This window comes from Solimonas marina, from assembly GCF_012241385.1.
Classification (GTDB): domain Bacteria; phylum Pseudomonadota; class Gammaproteobacteria; order Nevskiales; family Nevskiaceae; genus Solimonas; species Solimonas marina.
Map to the genome: position 1 here is coordinate 25,601 of NZ_JAAVXB010000015.1, position 14,720 is coordinate 40,320.

Genomic DNA, 14,720 nt, shown 5'->3' on the forward strand with positions numbered 1-14,720 from the left:
CTGCAAAGAGGCGGCGATTCTACTCCACCGCCCAATTGGCTCTGGACATCGCCATTTTCAGGGTATCGCGGACCTCGTGTTCGCCCCGGACCGACAGATGCGAACCCTGATACCACTGTACCGGCACGTTCCAGTGTTGCGACAGTGCGAGCGGATGCGCCGGCACGACGATGCGGTCGGCCGTCGCGGCCACCACGAACAAGCGCTCGCGATCGATCAGTGGCGCCTGCGACAGCGGCGACACCGGCTTGAGGATGCTGCGGTAGCGGGCCTCGTCGAGACCATGCTCGGCGAAATAGGCGCGATGCGCCGGCGGCGCCACGGACCACAGCGCCTGCGCCAGATCGACCACCGGAATACCGGCGATGACGAAGTCCAGATCGGCGTCGTAGCCGGACAGCAGCGCCGCGTTGTAGCCGCCGAGCGAGATTCCGTAGACGCCGACCCGCGCACCCGGATCATTCTGGCGCAGCCAGGCCAGCGTCCGGCGCAGATCCCACAGCGCCTGCGACTCGGCGTAGACCAGATCGGTCAGGTCGCCGTCCAGATAGTGATCACCGGTACGTAGCGAAATCTTGCGCGGACCGTGCAGCGGCAACACCGGCTGGATGATGTTCAGACCCAGACGCTGATGCAGCCAGCGTGGCGAAAACAGGCCCATATCCATCCACGGCGTGCCCATGCGGTAGCCATGGATGCACAACAGCCAGGGCCGCGGCTTGCCGGGATGGCGCAGCATGCGCACATGGCATTCGGCATTGTTGACGTGGCTTTTCCACGTCGTGGCATTGGGCAGATCATCCGGCGGCACGTAAGCGCTGTCGAAGCGCAGGATCTCGAACTCGGCACCGTAGATGCGGCCGCGATCGACGTAGGTCTCATCGGGCGCCGGCGGCGCCGGATGCATCTCGGCAGGCGCGTCGTGCCAGCCATGCTGCTTGATCACCTCTTCCATGCGCAGCGAGTCTTCGCAGGTGCGCAGCGCGGCATCGCCACTCGGCAGCTTGGCGGTACCGACGAAATAGCCCAGCACGGCCTCGTCGGTCGCCACCTTGATGTCCATGCGCGTCGAGATGTCCGGCGCGGTCGCACCCAGGTACAGCGGCGCCCGGCGGACGGCAGCACGGCCCGCCGCGAGGAAGCTGCCGAACGACAGCAGCCCGCAGAAGAATGCCGAACCGAAGTCGCTGACCGCCCAGGCCGGCAACGTGAACAACAGACCGATCACCGCACCGGCCGACATCAGACTGACCGTGCGCGAATCGCCCGGTGTCAGCAGCAACGACACACCGGAAGCCAGCAACATCGCGCCCGGCACGACCGCAAAGATCAGCCAGCCGGCGCCATCGTGCGCGAGCAGCCAGTACAGGCCGGCGATGATCGGCACCCAGCTCAGCGGGTCCCATTGGCGAGGCTTGGGATATTCCATAAGAGGTGTTGATCCTAAGGTTTGAAGATGAATTCGGGCGGTCCGCCGCGGCTCAGGCCAGCAGGCGCTGCATCCACCAGCCGCTGCCGCCGAGCGCCAGCCACAGCGCCGACTGCGCCGGCCAGCGCCATTGCCGCTGCCGCCACTGCCCCCAGAACGCGGCGGCGGCCACGGCCGTCAACAGCACGAACACGCTCGCCAGCTGCGAAACGACGTGCCACTCGGCGCGCAAGCGGGGCGCCGCATCCAGGTGAAACCCGTACAACAGCACGACGACACCCAGCGTCAACGCAAACGTCGCCGACAGCGCCAGCAGCACGGCGTTGAGCAGATTCAGTGCACTCATGAACGCTTGGCGGCGGCCCGGCGGCGCGCCGGCAGCATCAACAGCGGAAACAGCTCGCGCGCCACGCGCGGCTGCATCATCGCCGTGCGCATCAGCAGCGTCACGAAACCGCGCATGATGCGGTCGCGGTTGGCGAGCAGGCCACCGACCATCGGCACGCTGCGATTGTCGATGACCGTCACGTGATCGTCCGGCTCGGCCCCGAAATTGAAGCGTACGGTCAGCTGCACGTCGAGCGGCTCGTTGCGGCGCCGACGGCGCTTGCGGCGCGGTGTCGCTTCCGGCTTCGCCTCAGTCCCCTCTTTGGCTTTGCGTATCATCCGGCGACTCTCTAATTTTCGGTGCATGGCTGCGATGAACGAAAATCTGGTGGTTTTCGCGCACGGCAAGGAAAGCGGCCCCTGGGGCATCAAGATCACGCACCTCGCGAAAACCGCCGAACGCCGCGGCTTCGCCGTGATCAGTCCGGATTATAGACACACGCAGGACCCGCAAGAGCGCATCGCCCAGCTGGTCGCGCTGCAGCCGCAGGCGCGGCGCCTGGTACTGGTCGGCTCGAGCATGGGCGGCTACGTCTCGGCGATGGCTTGCGAGGCCTTGCGGCCGCAGGGCCTGTTCCTCATGGCGCCGGCCGTGTACTTCCCGTTTCCGGGCTGGGACGGCGAGCCGCGCGGCATTCCCAAGCCGTCTTGCGTCGTACACGGCTGGCACGACAGCATCGTGCCGCTGGCACAGGCGCAGCGCTTTGCGCAGACGCACAGCGCCAACCTGCACATCCTCGACTCGGACCACGCGCTCAACGACCAGCTCGAGATGCTCGACCTGCTGCTCGATCGCCTGCTGCGTGACGTCCTCGCGTCGTGACGAACGGCGACACCCTGGAAACGGCCTATCGGCTGGCGCGCTACCGCATCGAACTGCCAAGCGGCGCGTTCGAGCGCCGCATCGGCGCCGTCGACCCGGCGCACGACGATGCGCTGCGTGCCGCCGGCTGCCGAAGACACTGGACGCTGATCAGCGCCTGCAACCCCGGCTCGGTCGCGCTACCGGCAGCCGACAACGACGCCCGCCACGCCGCACTGCAACGCGAACTGGACGCGCGCGCGTGGGCGTACGCCGACAGCCTGGCCGACGCCGACGATGGCAGCTGGCCCGAACGCGGCTACTGCGTGTTCGACGCCGACCTGCACGATATCGCCGCACTGGCGCAGGCCTTCGGACAAAGCGCGCTGGTCCACGGCCAGCTCGGCGACGCGCCGCAACTGATCTGGACGCCCGGACCAAAGACAGATCGTTGAATCCGGCGGCGGCGCTTAGCGTGACCCGGTCTTCACCGGGAACAGCAAATGGATATCCAGACGGACGCCGGCGCCGCACTGCACGACGATGCGCCCCGAGAAATCTATGAGCCACCGGCGCGCCGCTCACAAGCGATAGACCGCTGCTCGATCACCGAGACGCAGCATCTGATCGAGGACTACATCCTCGCCGATCTGCCGGTCGTCATTCCGGACGCCGCCGCGCACTGGCCGGCCCGGCAACGCTGGACCCCGGATTTCTTTCGTCGCCACCACGGTGATGTCACCACCGAGATTGACGGCCGGCGCTGGACGCTCGCCGAGTATCTCGATGGCATGGAAACGGCAACCGCCGACCATCCGCTGCCCTGCCCGTTCAGCTTCGACATGCGCGACGGCTTTGCCGAGCGCATTGCCGATGTTCAGCCGCAACCGCGTTTCGGCCGCATCGACCGCCTTGGACACCCGCTCATGCACGGCGCGCTATTGGCCGGCACTCGGCAGCACGAGTTGTTCTTCGGCGGCAGCGGCTCGGTGTTCCGCCGACTGCACTACGACGCCCTGTTCCTGCACGGCCACATCACGCAGATTCGCGGCGACAAGGAATTCTTCCTCTACCCGCCCGAGCAGACCTCATTGATGTATCCGTCACGCGACAACCCCAAGCTGTCGCGCATCGACGACCCCGCCGATCCGGACTGGTGCCGCTTCCCGCTGTTCGCCGCCGCGCGCCCGTACCGCACCGTGTTGCGCGAGGGCGAAACGATCTTCTTCCCGGCCGGCTGGTGGCATTACACCGTGGTTCGCGGCCCGTGCATCGCCTACGGCGGTGTTGCCCTCACCGCCAGCAATTGGCCGAAATTCATTGCCGACAATGTCGCCTATCGGCGCCGCGACAGCGCGCGCTGGAAGGCCGAAAGCCTGCGCCTGTACGGCCATCTTGCCGGCCTGGCGATGCGCGTCCACGAAGGACTGGCGCCGCGCCCCTGGCGCTAGCGCGCTGGCTTACGCGCCGGCCGTCGGCTTGCGGTCGCTGTGGCCCAGATCGCGCTCCGGCGCCACGCGATCACGAATCTTCTGCTTGAGCAGCGGCAGGTCCGGAAAGCCACCGTCGGTGGCACGATCGCTGAGCCGTTCGCCGTTGAGACGGACGCGGAACGCGCCGCCCTGACCCGGCCGCAGCGCCACCTCGCCGAGCTGATCCTGGAAGGTCGTCAGCAGTTCCTGCGCGATCCAGGCCGCGCGGAGCAGCCACCGACACTGCGTGCAGTACTCGATCTCGACGCGATGAAAGGGCTCGCCATTCACGACGCCGCCTCCGCAGCCCTCGGCCACGGCTGATAGACCTTGAACTCCGGCGGCATGCGCCGCGGCCGACCACTGGCCATGTCGACACAGACCCACTGTGTGCGACCGCGCAGCACCGTCTTGCGGTCCGATGCGCGAATGATCTGGTAGTGGCGCCACATCGTCAGCCGGAAATCGTTCTCGTGAATCCAGGTCGCCAGCCACAGCGTGTCGCCGGCGAAGGTCGGCGCCAGATAATCGAGCTCATGACGGCGCGCAACGCAGCCCGCACCAAGCCGCTCATAGGCCTCGAAGTCCATACCCAAATGCACCGAATGCGACCAGGCAACGCGCTCCAGCAGCGACAGATAGACCACGTTGTTGGTGTGCTTGAAGCGATCGGTGTCCTCGTCGCGAATCGTCGCCGCTTCAACGAATGGCCGTTGCACATCCCAGATCGGCTCGCCGGCCGGATCGATGGACACATCACCGGCCGACACCCCAGGCAAATCGCTCATGGGCTGGCCAGCCCCTGCGGATCGAAGCTGTGTGCCGAGGCCATCGGCCAGTACATCTCGTAGACCGAGTGCGCGGTCGGATTGCGCAGCAACTGGCCAGGTTCGAGGAATTTGTAGAGCGTGGACACCAGTCGAATCTCGTTGTGGGATACGCGCCGCACGATGTGATGCGGTCGCAGGTCATTAGGATGCTTGAGACCGGCAGCGCCGACCAGCTCGCCAAGCGCATGCAGCGTGTGACGGTGGAAACTGTAGACGCGCTCGGCCTTGTCCGGCACCACCAGCGCGCGCTGACGACGCGGGTCTTGGGTGGCGACGCCGGTCGGACACTTGTCGGTATGGCAGCTCTGCGACTGCACGCAGCCGAGAGCAAACATGAAGCCGCGCGCCGCATTGCACCAGTCGGCGCCGAAAGCCAGCGCCCGCGCCATGTCGAACGCCGAAATGATCTTGCCGCTGGCGCCGATGCGGATCTTGTCACGCAGATTGAGACCGACCAGCGTGTTGTGCACCAACTGCAAGGCCTCCTGCAGCGGCGTACCGATGTGATCGGTGAATTCGACCGGCGCCGCACCGGTGCCCCCCTCGCCGCCGTCGACGACGATGAAGTCCGGCAGGATCCCGGTCTCCAGCATCGCCTTGCAGATGCCGAAGAATTCCCAGGCATGGCCAAGCGCGAGCTTGAAGCCGGTCGGCTTGCCACCGGACAGCGTGCGCAGGCGATCAATGAACTGCAGCAGTTCCGCAGGCGTCGAGAACGCCGAGTGCCCGGCCGGCGAGATACAGTCCTGGCCCTGCGGCACGTCGCGCGCCTCGGCGATTTCCGCGGTCACCTTCGGTGCCGGCAGCATGCCGCCGTGGCCGGGCTTGGCGCCCTGCGACAGCTTGATCTCGATCATCTTGATCTGCGTGCCCTGGGCCTGCTTGGTGAACTTGTCGGCATCGAAACGGCCCTGCGCGTCACGGCAACCAAAGTAGCCGCTGCCGATTTCCCAGATCAGATCGCCGCCGGGCTGGCCCTGTTCTTCCGGCCGATGGTAACGACTGATCGAGCCCTCGCCCGTGTCATGCGCAAACCGCCCCTTCTGCGCACCGCGATTGAGTGCGCGAATGGCATTGGCCGACAGCGCGCCGAAGCTCATCGCCGAAATGTTCAGCAGCGAGGCCTCGTACGGCTGGGTGCAGCGCTCACCGCCGATGGTCACGCGAAAATCGGTATCGGTGAGCTTGCGCGGCTGTATCGAATGGTTGATCCACTCGTAGCCGGCGCTGTAGACATCTTGTTCGGTGCCGAACGGCCGGGCGTCCTCCACCGATTTGGCCCGCTGATAGACCAGCGAACGCTGCGAGCGCGAGAACGGCGTCGCCTCGGTGTCCGATTCGAACAGGTACTGACGCAGCTCCGGGCGCGCGGCCTCGACCAGCCAGCGGATGTTGCCGACGATCGGATAATTACGGCGGATCGCGTGCGTGGTCTGCATGGCATCGTAAATGCCGAGCGCACACAGCGCGCCGGACATGGCCACGGCGATCCACCAATCCGGGCTCAACAGCAGCGCCGCCGCCAGCGACAGCAGCAGAGCCAGCGTCGCCAGCAGGGGGGCCACCGCACGTGGTGACGGCAGCAACGAATTCAGTCGCATCAGGCTTCCTTGATCGAGTGCGCGGTCTGTATAACGGGTCGAAGCTGAACTGACAAAAAATTTGCGAAAAAATTTCCTGCGACGCTTTTTGACGTCGCTCCGCAGGAGCTTGACGCGTAAACGCCGCGTACTGTCAGGACTTGGCCTTCAATCACCGACGTCGATGCGCTACACTTTCAATCTGTACTGAACCGGTCCTGATTGTGCTGAAGCTCTCCAAACTCGCCGACTACGCCACCGTCCTGATGACGGTCGTGGCGCGCGAACCGGCGCGCACGCACAGCGGTCTGGAGCTGGCGGAACGCACCCGCATTCCGTCGCCAACCGTCGCCAAACTGCTGAAAGTACTGGCAAAGGACGGCCTGCTCGAATCACTGCGCGGCGCCCACGGCGGCTACCGCCTGGGCCGCAGCGCCGAGCGCATCTCGGTCGCCGACATCATCAAGGCGCTCGAAGGCCCGATCGCGGTGACGGCCTGCTCGGCGCACAGCACCGACGCCTGCACCATCGAAACCGACTGCGCGACGCGCGCCAACTGGCGGCTGATCAACACCGCGATTCGCGAAGCGCTGGAAGCGGTGACGCTGGCGCAAATGGTTCAGGGCACCGTAGCCGGCGGCAGCCGGCCGCCACGACCCGACCGGGAATTTCCGCTCGTCCGCGCGTAAGCGAACGCGCCGACCTCACAGGATAGCGACCCCATGGCAGCCAATCCCTCCGAAATCGAAGCCCTCGTCCAGAACCGCAAGTACGAGGCCGGCTTCATCACCGACATCGAGTCCGAAAGCGTTCCGCCGGGCCTGTCGGAAGACGTGATCCGCCTGATCTCGGCGAAGAAGCAGGAGCCCGAGTGGCTGCTGGAATTCCGCCTCAAGGCCTATCGCCGCTGGCTGACGATGGACGAGCCGCGTTGGGCGCACGTGCAGTACCCCAAGCTCGACTACCAGGCGATTTCGTACTACTCGGTGCCGAAGTCGATGGCCAATGCGCCGAAATCGCTCGATGAGGTCGACCCCAAGCTGCTCGAGACCTACAACAAGCTCGGCATTCCGCTCAAGGAGCAGGAAATGCTGGCCGGCGTGGTACCGGACAAGCCGCAGGTCGCGGTCGACGTGGTGTTCGACTCGGTTTCGGTCGGCACCACTTTCAAGAAGAAGCTCGCCGAAGCCGGCGTGATCTTCTGCTCGATCTCCGAAGCGGTCCGCGAATATCCGGAGCTGGTGCGCAAGTATCTGGGCACCGTCGTGCCGTTCGCCGACAACTTCTACGCGACGCTGAATTCGGCGGTGTTCACCGACGGCTCGTTCGTGTTCGTGCCCAAGGGCACGCGCTGCCCGATGGAACTGTCGACGTACTTCCGCATCAACGAGCGCAATACCGGCCAGTTCGAACGCACGCTGATCATCTGCGAAGACGACGCCTATGTCTCGTATCTCGAAGGCTGCACCGCGCCGCAGCGTGACGAAAACCAGCTGCACGCGGCGGTCGTCGAGCTGGTCGCGCTGGATCGCGCCGAAATCAAGTATTCGACGGTACAGAACTGGTATCCGGGCGACGAGCAAGGCCGCGGCGGCATCTACAACTTCGTCACCAAGCGCGGCGACTGCCGCGGCCGTGCCAGCAAGATTTCGTGGACGCAGGTCGAAACCGGCTCGGCCGTGACCTGGAAGTACCCGAGCTGCATCCTGCGCGGCGACGATTCGGTCGGCGAGTTCTACTCGGTGGCGCTGACGCATCACCACCAGCAGGCCGACACCGGCACCAAGATGATCCACCTCGGCCGCAACACCAAGTCGACGATCGTCTCCAAGGGCATTTCCGCGGGCAAGGGCCAGCAGGCCTATCGCGGCCTGGTCCGCGTCGGCGAGAAAGCCGAGGGCGCGCGCAACCACACGCAGTGCGACAGCCTGCTGATCGGCAGCCAGTGCGGCGCGCACACCTTCCCGTACACCGAAATCCGCAATCCTAGCGCCATCGTCGAGCACGAAGCGACGACCTCGAAGATCAGCGAAGACCAGTTGTTCTACTGCCGCTCGCGCGGCATCGGCGAAGAAGACGCCGTGTCGATGATCGTCAACGGCTTCTGCAAGGACGTCTTCAAGGAGCTGCCGATGGAATTCGCCGTCGAGGCCCAGAAACTCCTGCAGGTATCGCTGGAAGGGGCCGTCGGATAGAAAAGGCGTTTTAACCACAGATTACACAGATTTCTCAGATTCAAAATCGATGCTAAGAAATCAATTTGTGGAAAGCGCTGCAACGGTTATGGAAGAAAGAAGAGAAAGCGGACGCGATGCGGAAACCTTCGCCCTCATCGGCGCGGGAATGGAAGTGCATCGCGAGCTCGGCTCAGGTTTTCTGGAAGCGGTCTATCAGGAAGCCCTGGAACACGAATTGGGGCTACGTAACATTCCCTTCAGCAGCCAGGTTCCGCTCCCGATCCAGTACAAGCATCATTCGCTGAAATCGAGTTACCGCGCCGATCTCGTTTGTTTCGACTCCATCATCGTCGAGCTCAAGACCATCGACCAGCTCGGCAGCACGGAATCGGCACAACTCATCAATTATCTGAAGGCCACAGGCTTAAGAAAAGGTCTGCTGATGAACTTCAAGCCACGAAGCTTCGAGTTCCGTCGCGTCGTCTTCTGAATCTGTGCAATCTGTGAAATCTGTGGTTAAAGCGCTTTTATGAAAATCCTCGAAATCGAAAACCTGCACGCCGAAGTCGGCGGCAATGAAATCCTCAAGGGTCTGGACCTGTCGGTCGGGGCTGGCGAGGTGCACGCGATCATGGGGCCGAACGGTGCCGGCAAGTCGACGCTGTCGAAAGTGCTGGCCGGTGCCGAGGACTATGTCGTCACTGGCGGTACGATCCGCTACCAGGGCAACGACATTGCCGAGCTGTCGGCCGAGCAACGCGCCGCGCACGGCATCTTCATGGGCTTTCAGTATCCGGTCGAAATTCCGGGCGTCAGCAACATGATGTTCCTCAAGGCCGCGGTCAACGCGCAGCGCAAGGAGCGCGGCGAAAAGGAACTCGAAGCGGCCGACTTCCTCGCCTGGGTCCGTCATCGCGTCAAGCAGATGAAGATGGACCCGGCGATGCTGTCGCGCGGCGTCAACCAGGGCTTCTCCGGCGGCGAAAAGAAGCGCAACGAGATCCTGCAGATGCTGGTGCTCGAACCGAAGCTGATGGTGCTCGACGAAACCGACTCCGGCCTCGACATCGACGCGCTGAAGATCGTCTCCGACGGCATCAACACCATGCGCTCGCCGGAGCGCGCGACGATCCTCGTCACCCACTACCAGCGCCTGCTCGACTACGTGCAGCCGGACTTCGTGCATGTGCTGGCCGGCGGCCGCATCGTCAAGAGCGGCGGCCCGGAGCTCGCGCGCGAGCTTGAAGAAAAGGGTTACGGCTGGCTGCAGCAGGCGGCGTGATGACGCAGAAGATCATGCATGCGGGCGACGGCATCCACGCGTCCTACGGGGAAGCCTTCGCCGCGTTCGCCGGCTCGCTGCCGGCGGCCGAACACGCGGCACGCGCCGCGGCGTTCGACGAATTCATCCAGCACGGCTTTCCGGACGACGCGATCGAGCGCTGGCACTACACGAATCTGAGCACGCTACCGAAGCAGGCCGTGCGCCTGGCCGCCGCTGCGGCGCTCGACACCGCGCCGTGGCAGCTCGGCGACTGCGACGAGTTCATCTGGATCAACGGTGAGCCGCAGGGCGCGGCGACCGACGCCGCCGGCCTGCCGGCACCGGATGCACACGCCGGCCTCGCCGGTCTGCATCGCGCGTTCGCGCGGCCTGGTCTGCAGCTCGCGCTCGGCGCCGGCGAACAGCGTGAGCGGCCGGTGCATGCGCTGACCATCTCGACCGCCGCCGAAGCCGGCGAGATGACGCATCTGGCGCATCGCATCAGCCTCGCCCGCGGCGCCAAAGTGACCGTGATCCTGCAGAACGTCGGCACCGACGGCGCCGCGCGCTTCATCACCCAGAGTCTGGCGGCCGACCTCGCCGACGGCGCGCAGTTGACGCTGATTCGCCTGCAGGACGAAAGCCGCGCGACGACGCAATGGCTGCAGACCGACGTCAACGTCGGCCGCGATGCGCGCTTCGAGCTGATCAACGTCGACTTCGGCGGCAAGCTGATCCGCAACGACTGGCGCGTGAAGCTGCTCGCACCGGGCGCACAGACCGAGCTGGCTGGCCTGTTCGGTTCCGATGCGCGCGCGCATCTCGACAACCAGTACGAGATCGACCATGTCGCCGCGCACGGTACCAGCCGCCAGTTCTTCCGCGGCCTCGGCTTCGGCAACAGCAAGACCGTGCTCAACGGCCGCGTGGTCGTACAGCGCGGCGCACAGAAGACCGATTCCGAGCAGAGCATCGCCAATCTGATGCTGGCCAAGGGCGCCGAGATCGACGCCAAGCCGGAACTCGAGATCTACGCCGATGACGTCAAGTGCGCGCACGGCGCGACCTGCGGCCAGCTCGACGACACGGCAGTGTTTTATCTGCGCACGCGCGGCGTACCGGAAGCGACGGCCCGCGCGCTGCTGACCTACAGCTTCGCCAACGACGTGATCGCGCGCATCGCGCATGCCGGCCTGCGCGAGCGCATCGCGCGCCGCATCACCGCGGCGCTCGGCGCCGAACTCGACCTCGACGCGTTGAGCTTCGAAGACGAAACCGTCGACGCCACCGGAGACGCGCTGTGACCGTCGCCACCCCGACCACGCCGGCGCTCGACCTCACCGCGATCCGCGCGCAGTTCCCGATACTCTCGGAGCGCGTGCGCGGCAAGCGGCTCGCCTATCTCGACAATGCGGCGACCACGCAAAAACCCGAGGCGATGCTGCAGGCGCTCGACCACTACTACCGCAAGCAGAATTCCAACGTGCACCGCGCCGTGCACGAACTCGCCGAGCGCGCAACCACCGCCTACGAAGGCGCGCGCGACCGTATCGCCGCCTTCATCAAGGCGCCGCGCGAGCAGATCGTGTTCACGCGCGGCACCACGGAAAGCATCAACCTCGTCGCGCGCAGCTTCCTGCAACCGCGCATCGAGCCCGGCGACGAAGTGCTGCTGACGACGATGGAGCATCACTCGGACATCGTCTCGTGGCAGTTGGCCGGCGCCAAGACCGTCGCCGCGCCGCTCGACGACGACGGCACACTGATCTTCGACGAGTGGCTGAAACTGCTTGGTCCGCGCACCAAGCTGGTCGCTGTCGCGCAAGTGTCGAATTCGCTGGGCACGATCAACCCGATCGAAGACATCATCCGCGAGGCGCATGCGCGTGGCATTCCGGTCCTGGTCGACGGCGCACAGGGCATCGCCCATATGCCGGTCGACATGCAGGCGCTCGACGTCGATTTCTACGCGTTCTCGGCGCACAAGCTCTACGGCCCGACCGGCTTCGGCGCGCTGTACGCCAAGCGCGAACACCTCGAAGCGATGCAGCCGTGGCAGGGCGGCGGCGACATGATTCGCACCGTCGCGTTTTCCGGCAGCACCTGGAATGAAGTGCCATACAAGTTCGAGGCCGGCACCCCGGACATGGCCGGTGCGATCGGCTGCGCTGCGGCCATCGACTGGCTCGACGCCATCGGCCTCGAGGCCGTCGCCGCGCACGAACACGCCCTGCTCGAATACGGCACGCAGCGGCTCGCCGAAGTGCCGGGCCTGCGCATCATCGGCACCTCGCCGCGCAAGGCCGGCATTCTGTCGTTCGTGATGGACGATGCGCACCCGCAGGACATCGGCTCGATTCTCGACATGGAAGGTGTCGCGATCCGCACCGGCCACCACTGCACGATGCCGCTGATGGAACGCTTCGGCGTGCCCGCCACCGCGCGCGCATCGCTGGCGATCTACAACGGCCAGGACGACATCGACCAGCTCGTCAACGGCCTGATGAAAGTGCATCGGTTGTTCGCGGCGTAACAACAAAAAGCGAAACCGCAGATTACGCAGATGACACAGATTTAAAGGCAAAGCTTTTCATTCTGTGAAATCTGCGTAATCCGCGGTTCACCGGCTTCCGCTTTTTCACCGCTCAGCGCCCCTGGATCGGCTGCGCGAGGATTCACACACCGACCGCCGTGAGCAGCACCGTCGGCACCAGCATCGGTAGCAGACCGAGCCGGGTGACGGCTCAGGCGCAAGTGCCTTGACGTGGGCGATCCAGTCGGCTGTACGTGCCACCAGAGCAAAAGCGAAAACACAGATGACACGGGACCAAGGTAAAACCTTTTCATTCTGTGGAATCTGTGAAATCTGTGGTTATCCGCTTTTCGTTTCTCGCCGTTCAGCGCCCCTGGATCGGCTGCGCGAGGATCCACAGGCCGGCGGTCGTGAACAAGACCATCAGCACCAGCATCGGCAGTTGACTGAGCAGCGCGCGGCCGCGCGATGGGTAGAGGCGTAGCGCTTCGGTGTGGGCGATCCAGACGCTGACGATATGGCCGAACAGAATCAGGCCGACCTGCGTATGCCAGACCGTGCCGAGGTCCGGCAGGAACGGCGCGCGAAAGCGGCCGGCCGTGCCGAACAGATTCCAGCCGTAGCCGAACGGGTCCGACAGCAGGCTGACGATCTTCACGCCCTGCGTCAGCAGCAGCGTGTAGTAGTGCGTGACGTGATAGACCAGCGCGATCGGCAGCAGCGAGTACGCGAATGAAAACGCCAACTCGCGGACGCTGTGGCGACGCCCGCCCAGCCAGCGCGTCAGCACAATGAACAGCAGATAAACCGCCAGATACAAGAACGGCGACAACAGCATGCACAGGCTCTCGTAGGCGAGATACCAGGGTCGCAGTTGCACATACAGATAAATCGGCGACTGGCCGAACCACTGCGTGAACCAGCCGCTGGCATCGCCCCAGAACACGCGATACCAGGCTACCGTCGCGCGCAGGCCGTCGAAAGCCGTCGACGACAGCATGAACAGCACGAAGACCAGCAGGCTCCAGTGCGACGCCGGTGTCTCCAGCAAGCCCGAGAACGGCTTGCGCAGGCGCAGGTGGCGACCGGGAACATAGTCGATCGGTGCCATCTTCGCGATCAGGCGCATGAACACGCTGAACAGTTCGCCATAACGAAACCAGTCGCGCGCACCGACCAGGCCCACCGCGATCAGATTGATCGCGGTGTAGAGACTCAGCCACGCGGCCAGCGACCACGGCCGTGTATTGCCGAACAGCTCGACCCAGATGAAGCCCATGTAGAGAACGACCGCCGGCCAGTACGCGGCGGGCGCCGGATAGGCATGGCGGCCGCGCCAATAGCGAGGCCAGACGCGGCCGATCAGCGCCGCCAGCGTCTGCCACGGGTTGACCAACGCGTAGAGATCGCCGATCAGCGCCGTGAGGTAGGCAAACCCCAGGACGAAGACGATCCAGAAGCAGGTCATGTTGAAGTTGCGATACGAATCGCGGACGCCGATGTAGCCGCTGAGCATGCACAGCAGCAGACACAACAGCGCCAGACCGCGCAGCCCCATCGGTAACTGCCAGCGCCGCAGCGCGGCGCGCAAGCCGTCGCACGAATGCGACGGCGCGGCGGCCATCGCCGCCGCACGCGGCGCTGTCGCGAAATACCCGGCAATCAGAAACGACAGCAGCAGCGCCGCGGCGGCGCCGTAGGCGTAAAGCCAGAACGGCACCGGCAGGTTGTAGATGCGGCCGAACGAGTGTGCCGCCGCCGGCAACGGCGTCAGCAGCAGCGCCAGCGCCGCCGCGCCGCGCCACTCAGCGCGGATGGACTTCGAGGACGGCCAGCTCGCCATGCGCGGCGTGATGCAGTTCCAGGTCGAAGCGGCCGGCGTGCGCGGCCTCGAAGCGCAGCGTCGCCGGCACCCCGGCGCGCAGCGTCAACGACAGGTCGTAGCCGTGTACGTGCAGCTCGTCGTCGTGTGGCGCGGTGACCTGCAACTCGACGCTGTCGCCAAGCTGCACCGACAACACCGGCAGCGTCGCGCCGACCGGCCGTGGCTGCAACGTGAAATGCCGCACCGATTCGGCAGCCGGCGCCGTCGCAGCTTGGTCGGAGTCGGCCGTGGCCGGCGGCATCTCGGCACCAGCCAAGGCGGCCGGCGCTGCGGCGGGCGGCGGACGCAAGCCCAGCCACAAGCCCGCCAACAGCCCGCCGGCCAGCGCGATCAGGATCGTGAAACGCATGACGGACGGGCG

At 65.2% G+C, this 14,720-nt stretch carries 17 protein-coding genes; 9 read left to right on the top strand and 8 right to left on the bottom strand.

Going from position 1 to position 14,720, the window contains the following annotated elements; genetic code table 11:
• Window positions 1-19: 19 nt before the first annotated feature.
• The 3 genes from G7Y82_RS19145 to G7Y82_RS19155 are packed head-to-tail and all read right to left on the bottom strand — an operon-like array spanning window position 20 to window position 2,095.
• A complete protein-coding gene (locus tag G7Y82_RS19145; protein WP_168149741.1) occupies window positions 20-1,429 on the bottom strand; it encodes an alpha/beta hydrolase family protein in 1,410 nt (469 codons plus the stop codon).
• A gap of 52 nt (window positions 1,430-1,481) precedes the next feature.
• The gene (locus tag G7Y82_RS19150) at window positions 1,482-1,775 is read right to left on the bottom strand and encodes a hypothetical protein (protein ID WP_168149742.1); all 294 of its coding nucleotides are present in this window, start codon (window positions 1,773-1,775) and stop codon (window positions 1,482-1,484) included.
• Window positions 1,772-2,095 (bottom strand): hypothetical protein, encoded by a 324-nt coding sequence (locus G7Y82_RS19155; protein WP_168149743.1) that lies wholly within the window; start codon window positions 2,093-2,095, stop codon window positions 1,772-1,774. The genes G7Y82_RS19150 and G7Y82_RS19155 overlap by 4 nt, the downstream gene beginning before the upstream one ends.
• Before the next feature lie 34 nt (window positions 2,096-2,129).
• Between G7Y82_RS19155 and G7Y82_RS19160 the strand changes: the two genes are divergently transcribed.
• Genes G7Y82_RS19160 through G7Y82_RS19170 form a run of 3 tightly spaced genes read left to right on the top strand, consistent with a single transcriptional unit; the run spans window position 2,130 to window position 4,069 of the window.
• A complete protein-coding gene (locus G7Y82_RS19160) occupies window positions 2,130-2,639 on the top strand; it encodes an alpha/beta fold hydrolase (protein ID WP_168149744.1) in 510 nt (169 codons plus the stop codon).
• On the top strand, window positions 2,636-3,073 hold the full coding sequence (locus G7Y82_RS19165) for a DUF3293 domain-containing protein (protein ID WP_168149745.1): 438 nt from the start codon (window positions 2,636-2,638) through the stop codon (window positions 3,071-3,073). The genes G7Y82_RS19160 and G7Y82_RS19165 overlap by 4 nt, the downstream gene beginning before the upstream one ends.
• A 48-nt stretch (window positions 3,074-3,121) precedes the next feature.
• On the top strand, window positions 3,122-4,069 hold the full coding sequence (locus G7Y82_RS19170; RefSeq protein ID WP_168149746.1) for a cupin-like domain-containing protein: 948 nt from the start codon (window positions 3,122-3,124) through the stop codon (window positions 4,067-4,069).
• A 9-nt stretch (window positions 4,070-4,078) separates the two neighbouring features.
• On the opposite strand, the gene G7Y82_RS21790 is transcribed toward G7Y82_RS19170, so the two are convergent.
• From G7Y82_RS21790 to G7Y82_RS19185, 3 genes are read right to left on the bottom strand one after another with little or no spacing between them, the layout of a single operon-like run.
• Window positions 4,079-4,381 (bottom strand): Rdx family protein, encoded by a 303-nt coding sequence (locus G7Y82_RS21790; protein ID WP_366515700.1) that lies wholly within the window; start codon window positions 4,379-4,381, stop codon window positions 4,079-4,081.
• Entirely contained in the window at window positions 4,378-4,878 is a 501-nt protein-coding gene (locus G7Y82_RS19180) for an acyl-CoA thioesterase (protein WP_168149748.1), read from the bottom strand. The genes G7Y82_RS21790 and G7Y82_RS19180 overlap by 4 nt, the downstream gene beginning before the upstream one ends.
• Window positions 4,875-6,521: an FMN-binding glutamate synthase family protein gene (locus G7Y82_RS19185; RefSeq protein WP_168149749.1), complete on the bottom strand. Its 1,647-nt coding sequence runs from the start codon at window positions 6,519-6,521 to the stop codon at window positions 4,875-4,877. Before G7Y82_RS19185 ends, G7Y82_RS19180 begins: the two co-directional genes overlap by 4 nt.
• A 203-nt stretch (window positions 6,522-6,724) precedes the next feature.
• Here G7Y82_RS19185 and G7Y82_RS19190 point away from each other — a divergent pair, with 203 nt between their 5' ends.
• From G7Y82_RS19190 to G7Y82_RS19215, 6 genes are all read left to right on the top strand, one after another.
• Window positions 6,725-7,189: an SUF system Fe-S cluster assembly regulator gene (locus G7Y82_RS19190; RefSeq protein WP_168149750.1), complete on the top strand. Its 465-nt coding sequence runs from the start codon at window positions 6,725-6,727 to the stop codon at window positions 7,187-7,189.
• 33 nt (window positions 7,190-7,222) lie between these two features.
• Entirely contained in the window at window positions 7,223-8,695 is a 1,473-nt protein-coding gene (gene sufB / locus G7Y82_RS19195; protein WP_168149751.1) for a Fe-S cluster assembly protein SufB, read from the top strand.
• A gap of 67 nt (window positions 8,696-8,762) precedes the next feature.
• Window positions 8,763-9,167, top strand: a complete 405-nt coding sequence (locus G7Y82_RS19200) for a GxxExxY protein (protein ID WP_206370886.1) — start codon at window positions 8,763-8,765, stop codon at window positions 9,165-9,167.
• A 45-nt stretch (window positions 9,168-9,212) separates the two neighbouring features.
• Window positions 9,213-9,959, top strand: a complete 747-nt coding sequence (sufC, locus tag G7Y82_RS19205) for a Fe-S cluster assembly ATPase SufC (RefSeq protein WP_168149804.1) — start codon at window positions 9,213-9,215, stop codon at window positions 9,957-9,959.
• Window positions 9,959-11,245 carry a Fe-S cluster assembly protein SufD gene (gene sufD / locus G7Y82_RS19210; protein WP_168149752.1) on the top strand — a complete coding sequence of 429 codons (1,287 nt, stop codon included), beginning with the start codon at window positions 9,959-9,961 and terminating at the stop codon, window positions 11,243-11,245. Before sufC ends, sufD begins: the two co-directional genes overlap by 1 nt.
• The gene (locus G7Y82_RS19215) at window positions 11,242-12,474 is read left to right on the top strand and encodes a cysteine desulfurase (protein WP_168149753.1); all 1,233 of its coding nucleotides are present in this window, start codon (window positions 11,242-11,244) and stop codon (window positions 12,472-12,474) included. The genes sufD and G7Y82_RS19215 overlap by 4 nt, the downstream gene beginning before the upstream one ends.
• Window positions 12,475-12,838: 364 nt before the next feature.
• On the opposite strand, the gene G7Y82_RS19220 is transcribed toward G7Y82_RS19215, so the two are convergent.
• Both G7Y82_RS19220 and G7Y82_RS19225 read right to left on the bottom strand, forming a co-directional pair.
• On the bottom strand, window positions 12,839-14,317 hold the full coding sequence (locus tag G7Y82_RS19220) for a hypothetical protein (RefSeq protein ID WP_168149754.1): 1,479 nt from the start codon (window positions 14,315-14,317) through the stop codon (window positions 12,839-12,841).
• Window positions 14,280-14,708: a hypothetical protein gene (locus tag G7Y82_RS19225; protein ID WP_168149755.1), complete on the bottom strand. Its 429-nt coding sequence runs from the start codon at window positions 14,706-14,708 to the stop codon at window positions 14,280-14,282. The genes G7Y82_RS19220 and G7Y82_RS19225 overlap by 38 nt, the downstream gene beginning before the upstream one ends.
• Window positions 14,709-14,720: the final 12 nt, after the last annotated feature.

What these genes read in the sequence shown, in the direction of transcription:
- G7Y82_RS19145 (WP_168149741.1), bottom strand. Translation starts at nt 1,429, where the DNA reads ATGGAATATCCCAAGCCTCGCCAATGGGACCCGCTGAGCTGGGTGCCG.
- G7Y82_RS19150 (WP_168149742.1), bottom strand. Translation starts at nt 1,775, where the DNA reads ATGAGTGCACTGAATCTGCTCAACGCCGTGCTGCTGGCGCTGTCGGCG.
- G7Y82_RS19155 (WP_168149743.1), bottom strand. Translation starts at nt 2,095, where the DNA reads ATGATACGCAAAGCCAAAGAGGGGACTGAGGCGAAGCCGGAAGCGACA.
- G7Y82_RS19160 (WP_168149744.1), top strand. Translation starts at nt 2,130, where the DNA reads ATGAACGAAAATCTGGTGGTTTTCGCGCACGGCAAGGAAAGCGGCCCC.
- G7Y82_RS19170 (WP_168149746.1), top strand. Translation starts at nt 3,122, where the DNA reads ATGGATATCCAGACGGACGCCGGCGCCGCACTGCACGACGATGCGCCC.
- G7Y82_RS19180 (WP_168149748.1), bottom strand. Translation starts at nt 4,878, where the DNA reads ATGAGCGATTTGCCTGGGGTGTCGGCCGGTGATGTGTCCATCGATCCG.
- G7Y82_RS19185 (WP_168149749.1), bottom strand. Translation starts at nt 6,521, where the DNA reads ATGCGACTGAATTCGTTGCTGCCGTCACCACGTGCGGTGGCCCCCCTG.
- sufB (WP_168149751.1), top strand. Translation starts at nt 7,223, where the DNA reads ATGGCAGCCAATCCCTCCGAAATCGAAGCCCTCGTCCAGAACCGCAAG.
- sufD (WP_168149752.1), top strand. Translation starts at nt 9,959, where the DNA reads ATGACGCAGAAGATCATGCATGCGGGCGACGGCATCCACGCGTCCTAC.
- G7Y82_RS19220 (WP_168149754.1), bottom strand. Translation starts at nt 14,317, where the DNA reads ATGGCGAGCTGGCCGTCCTCGAAGTCCATCCGCGCTGAGTGGCGCGGC.
- G7Y82_RS19225 (WP_168149755.1), bottom strand. Translation starts at nt 14,708, where the DNA reads ATGCGTTTCACGATCCTGATCGCGCTGGCCGGCGGGCTGTTGGCGGGC.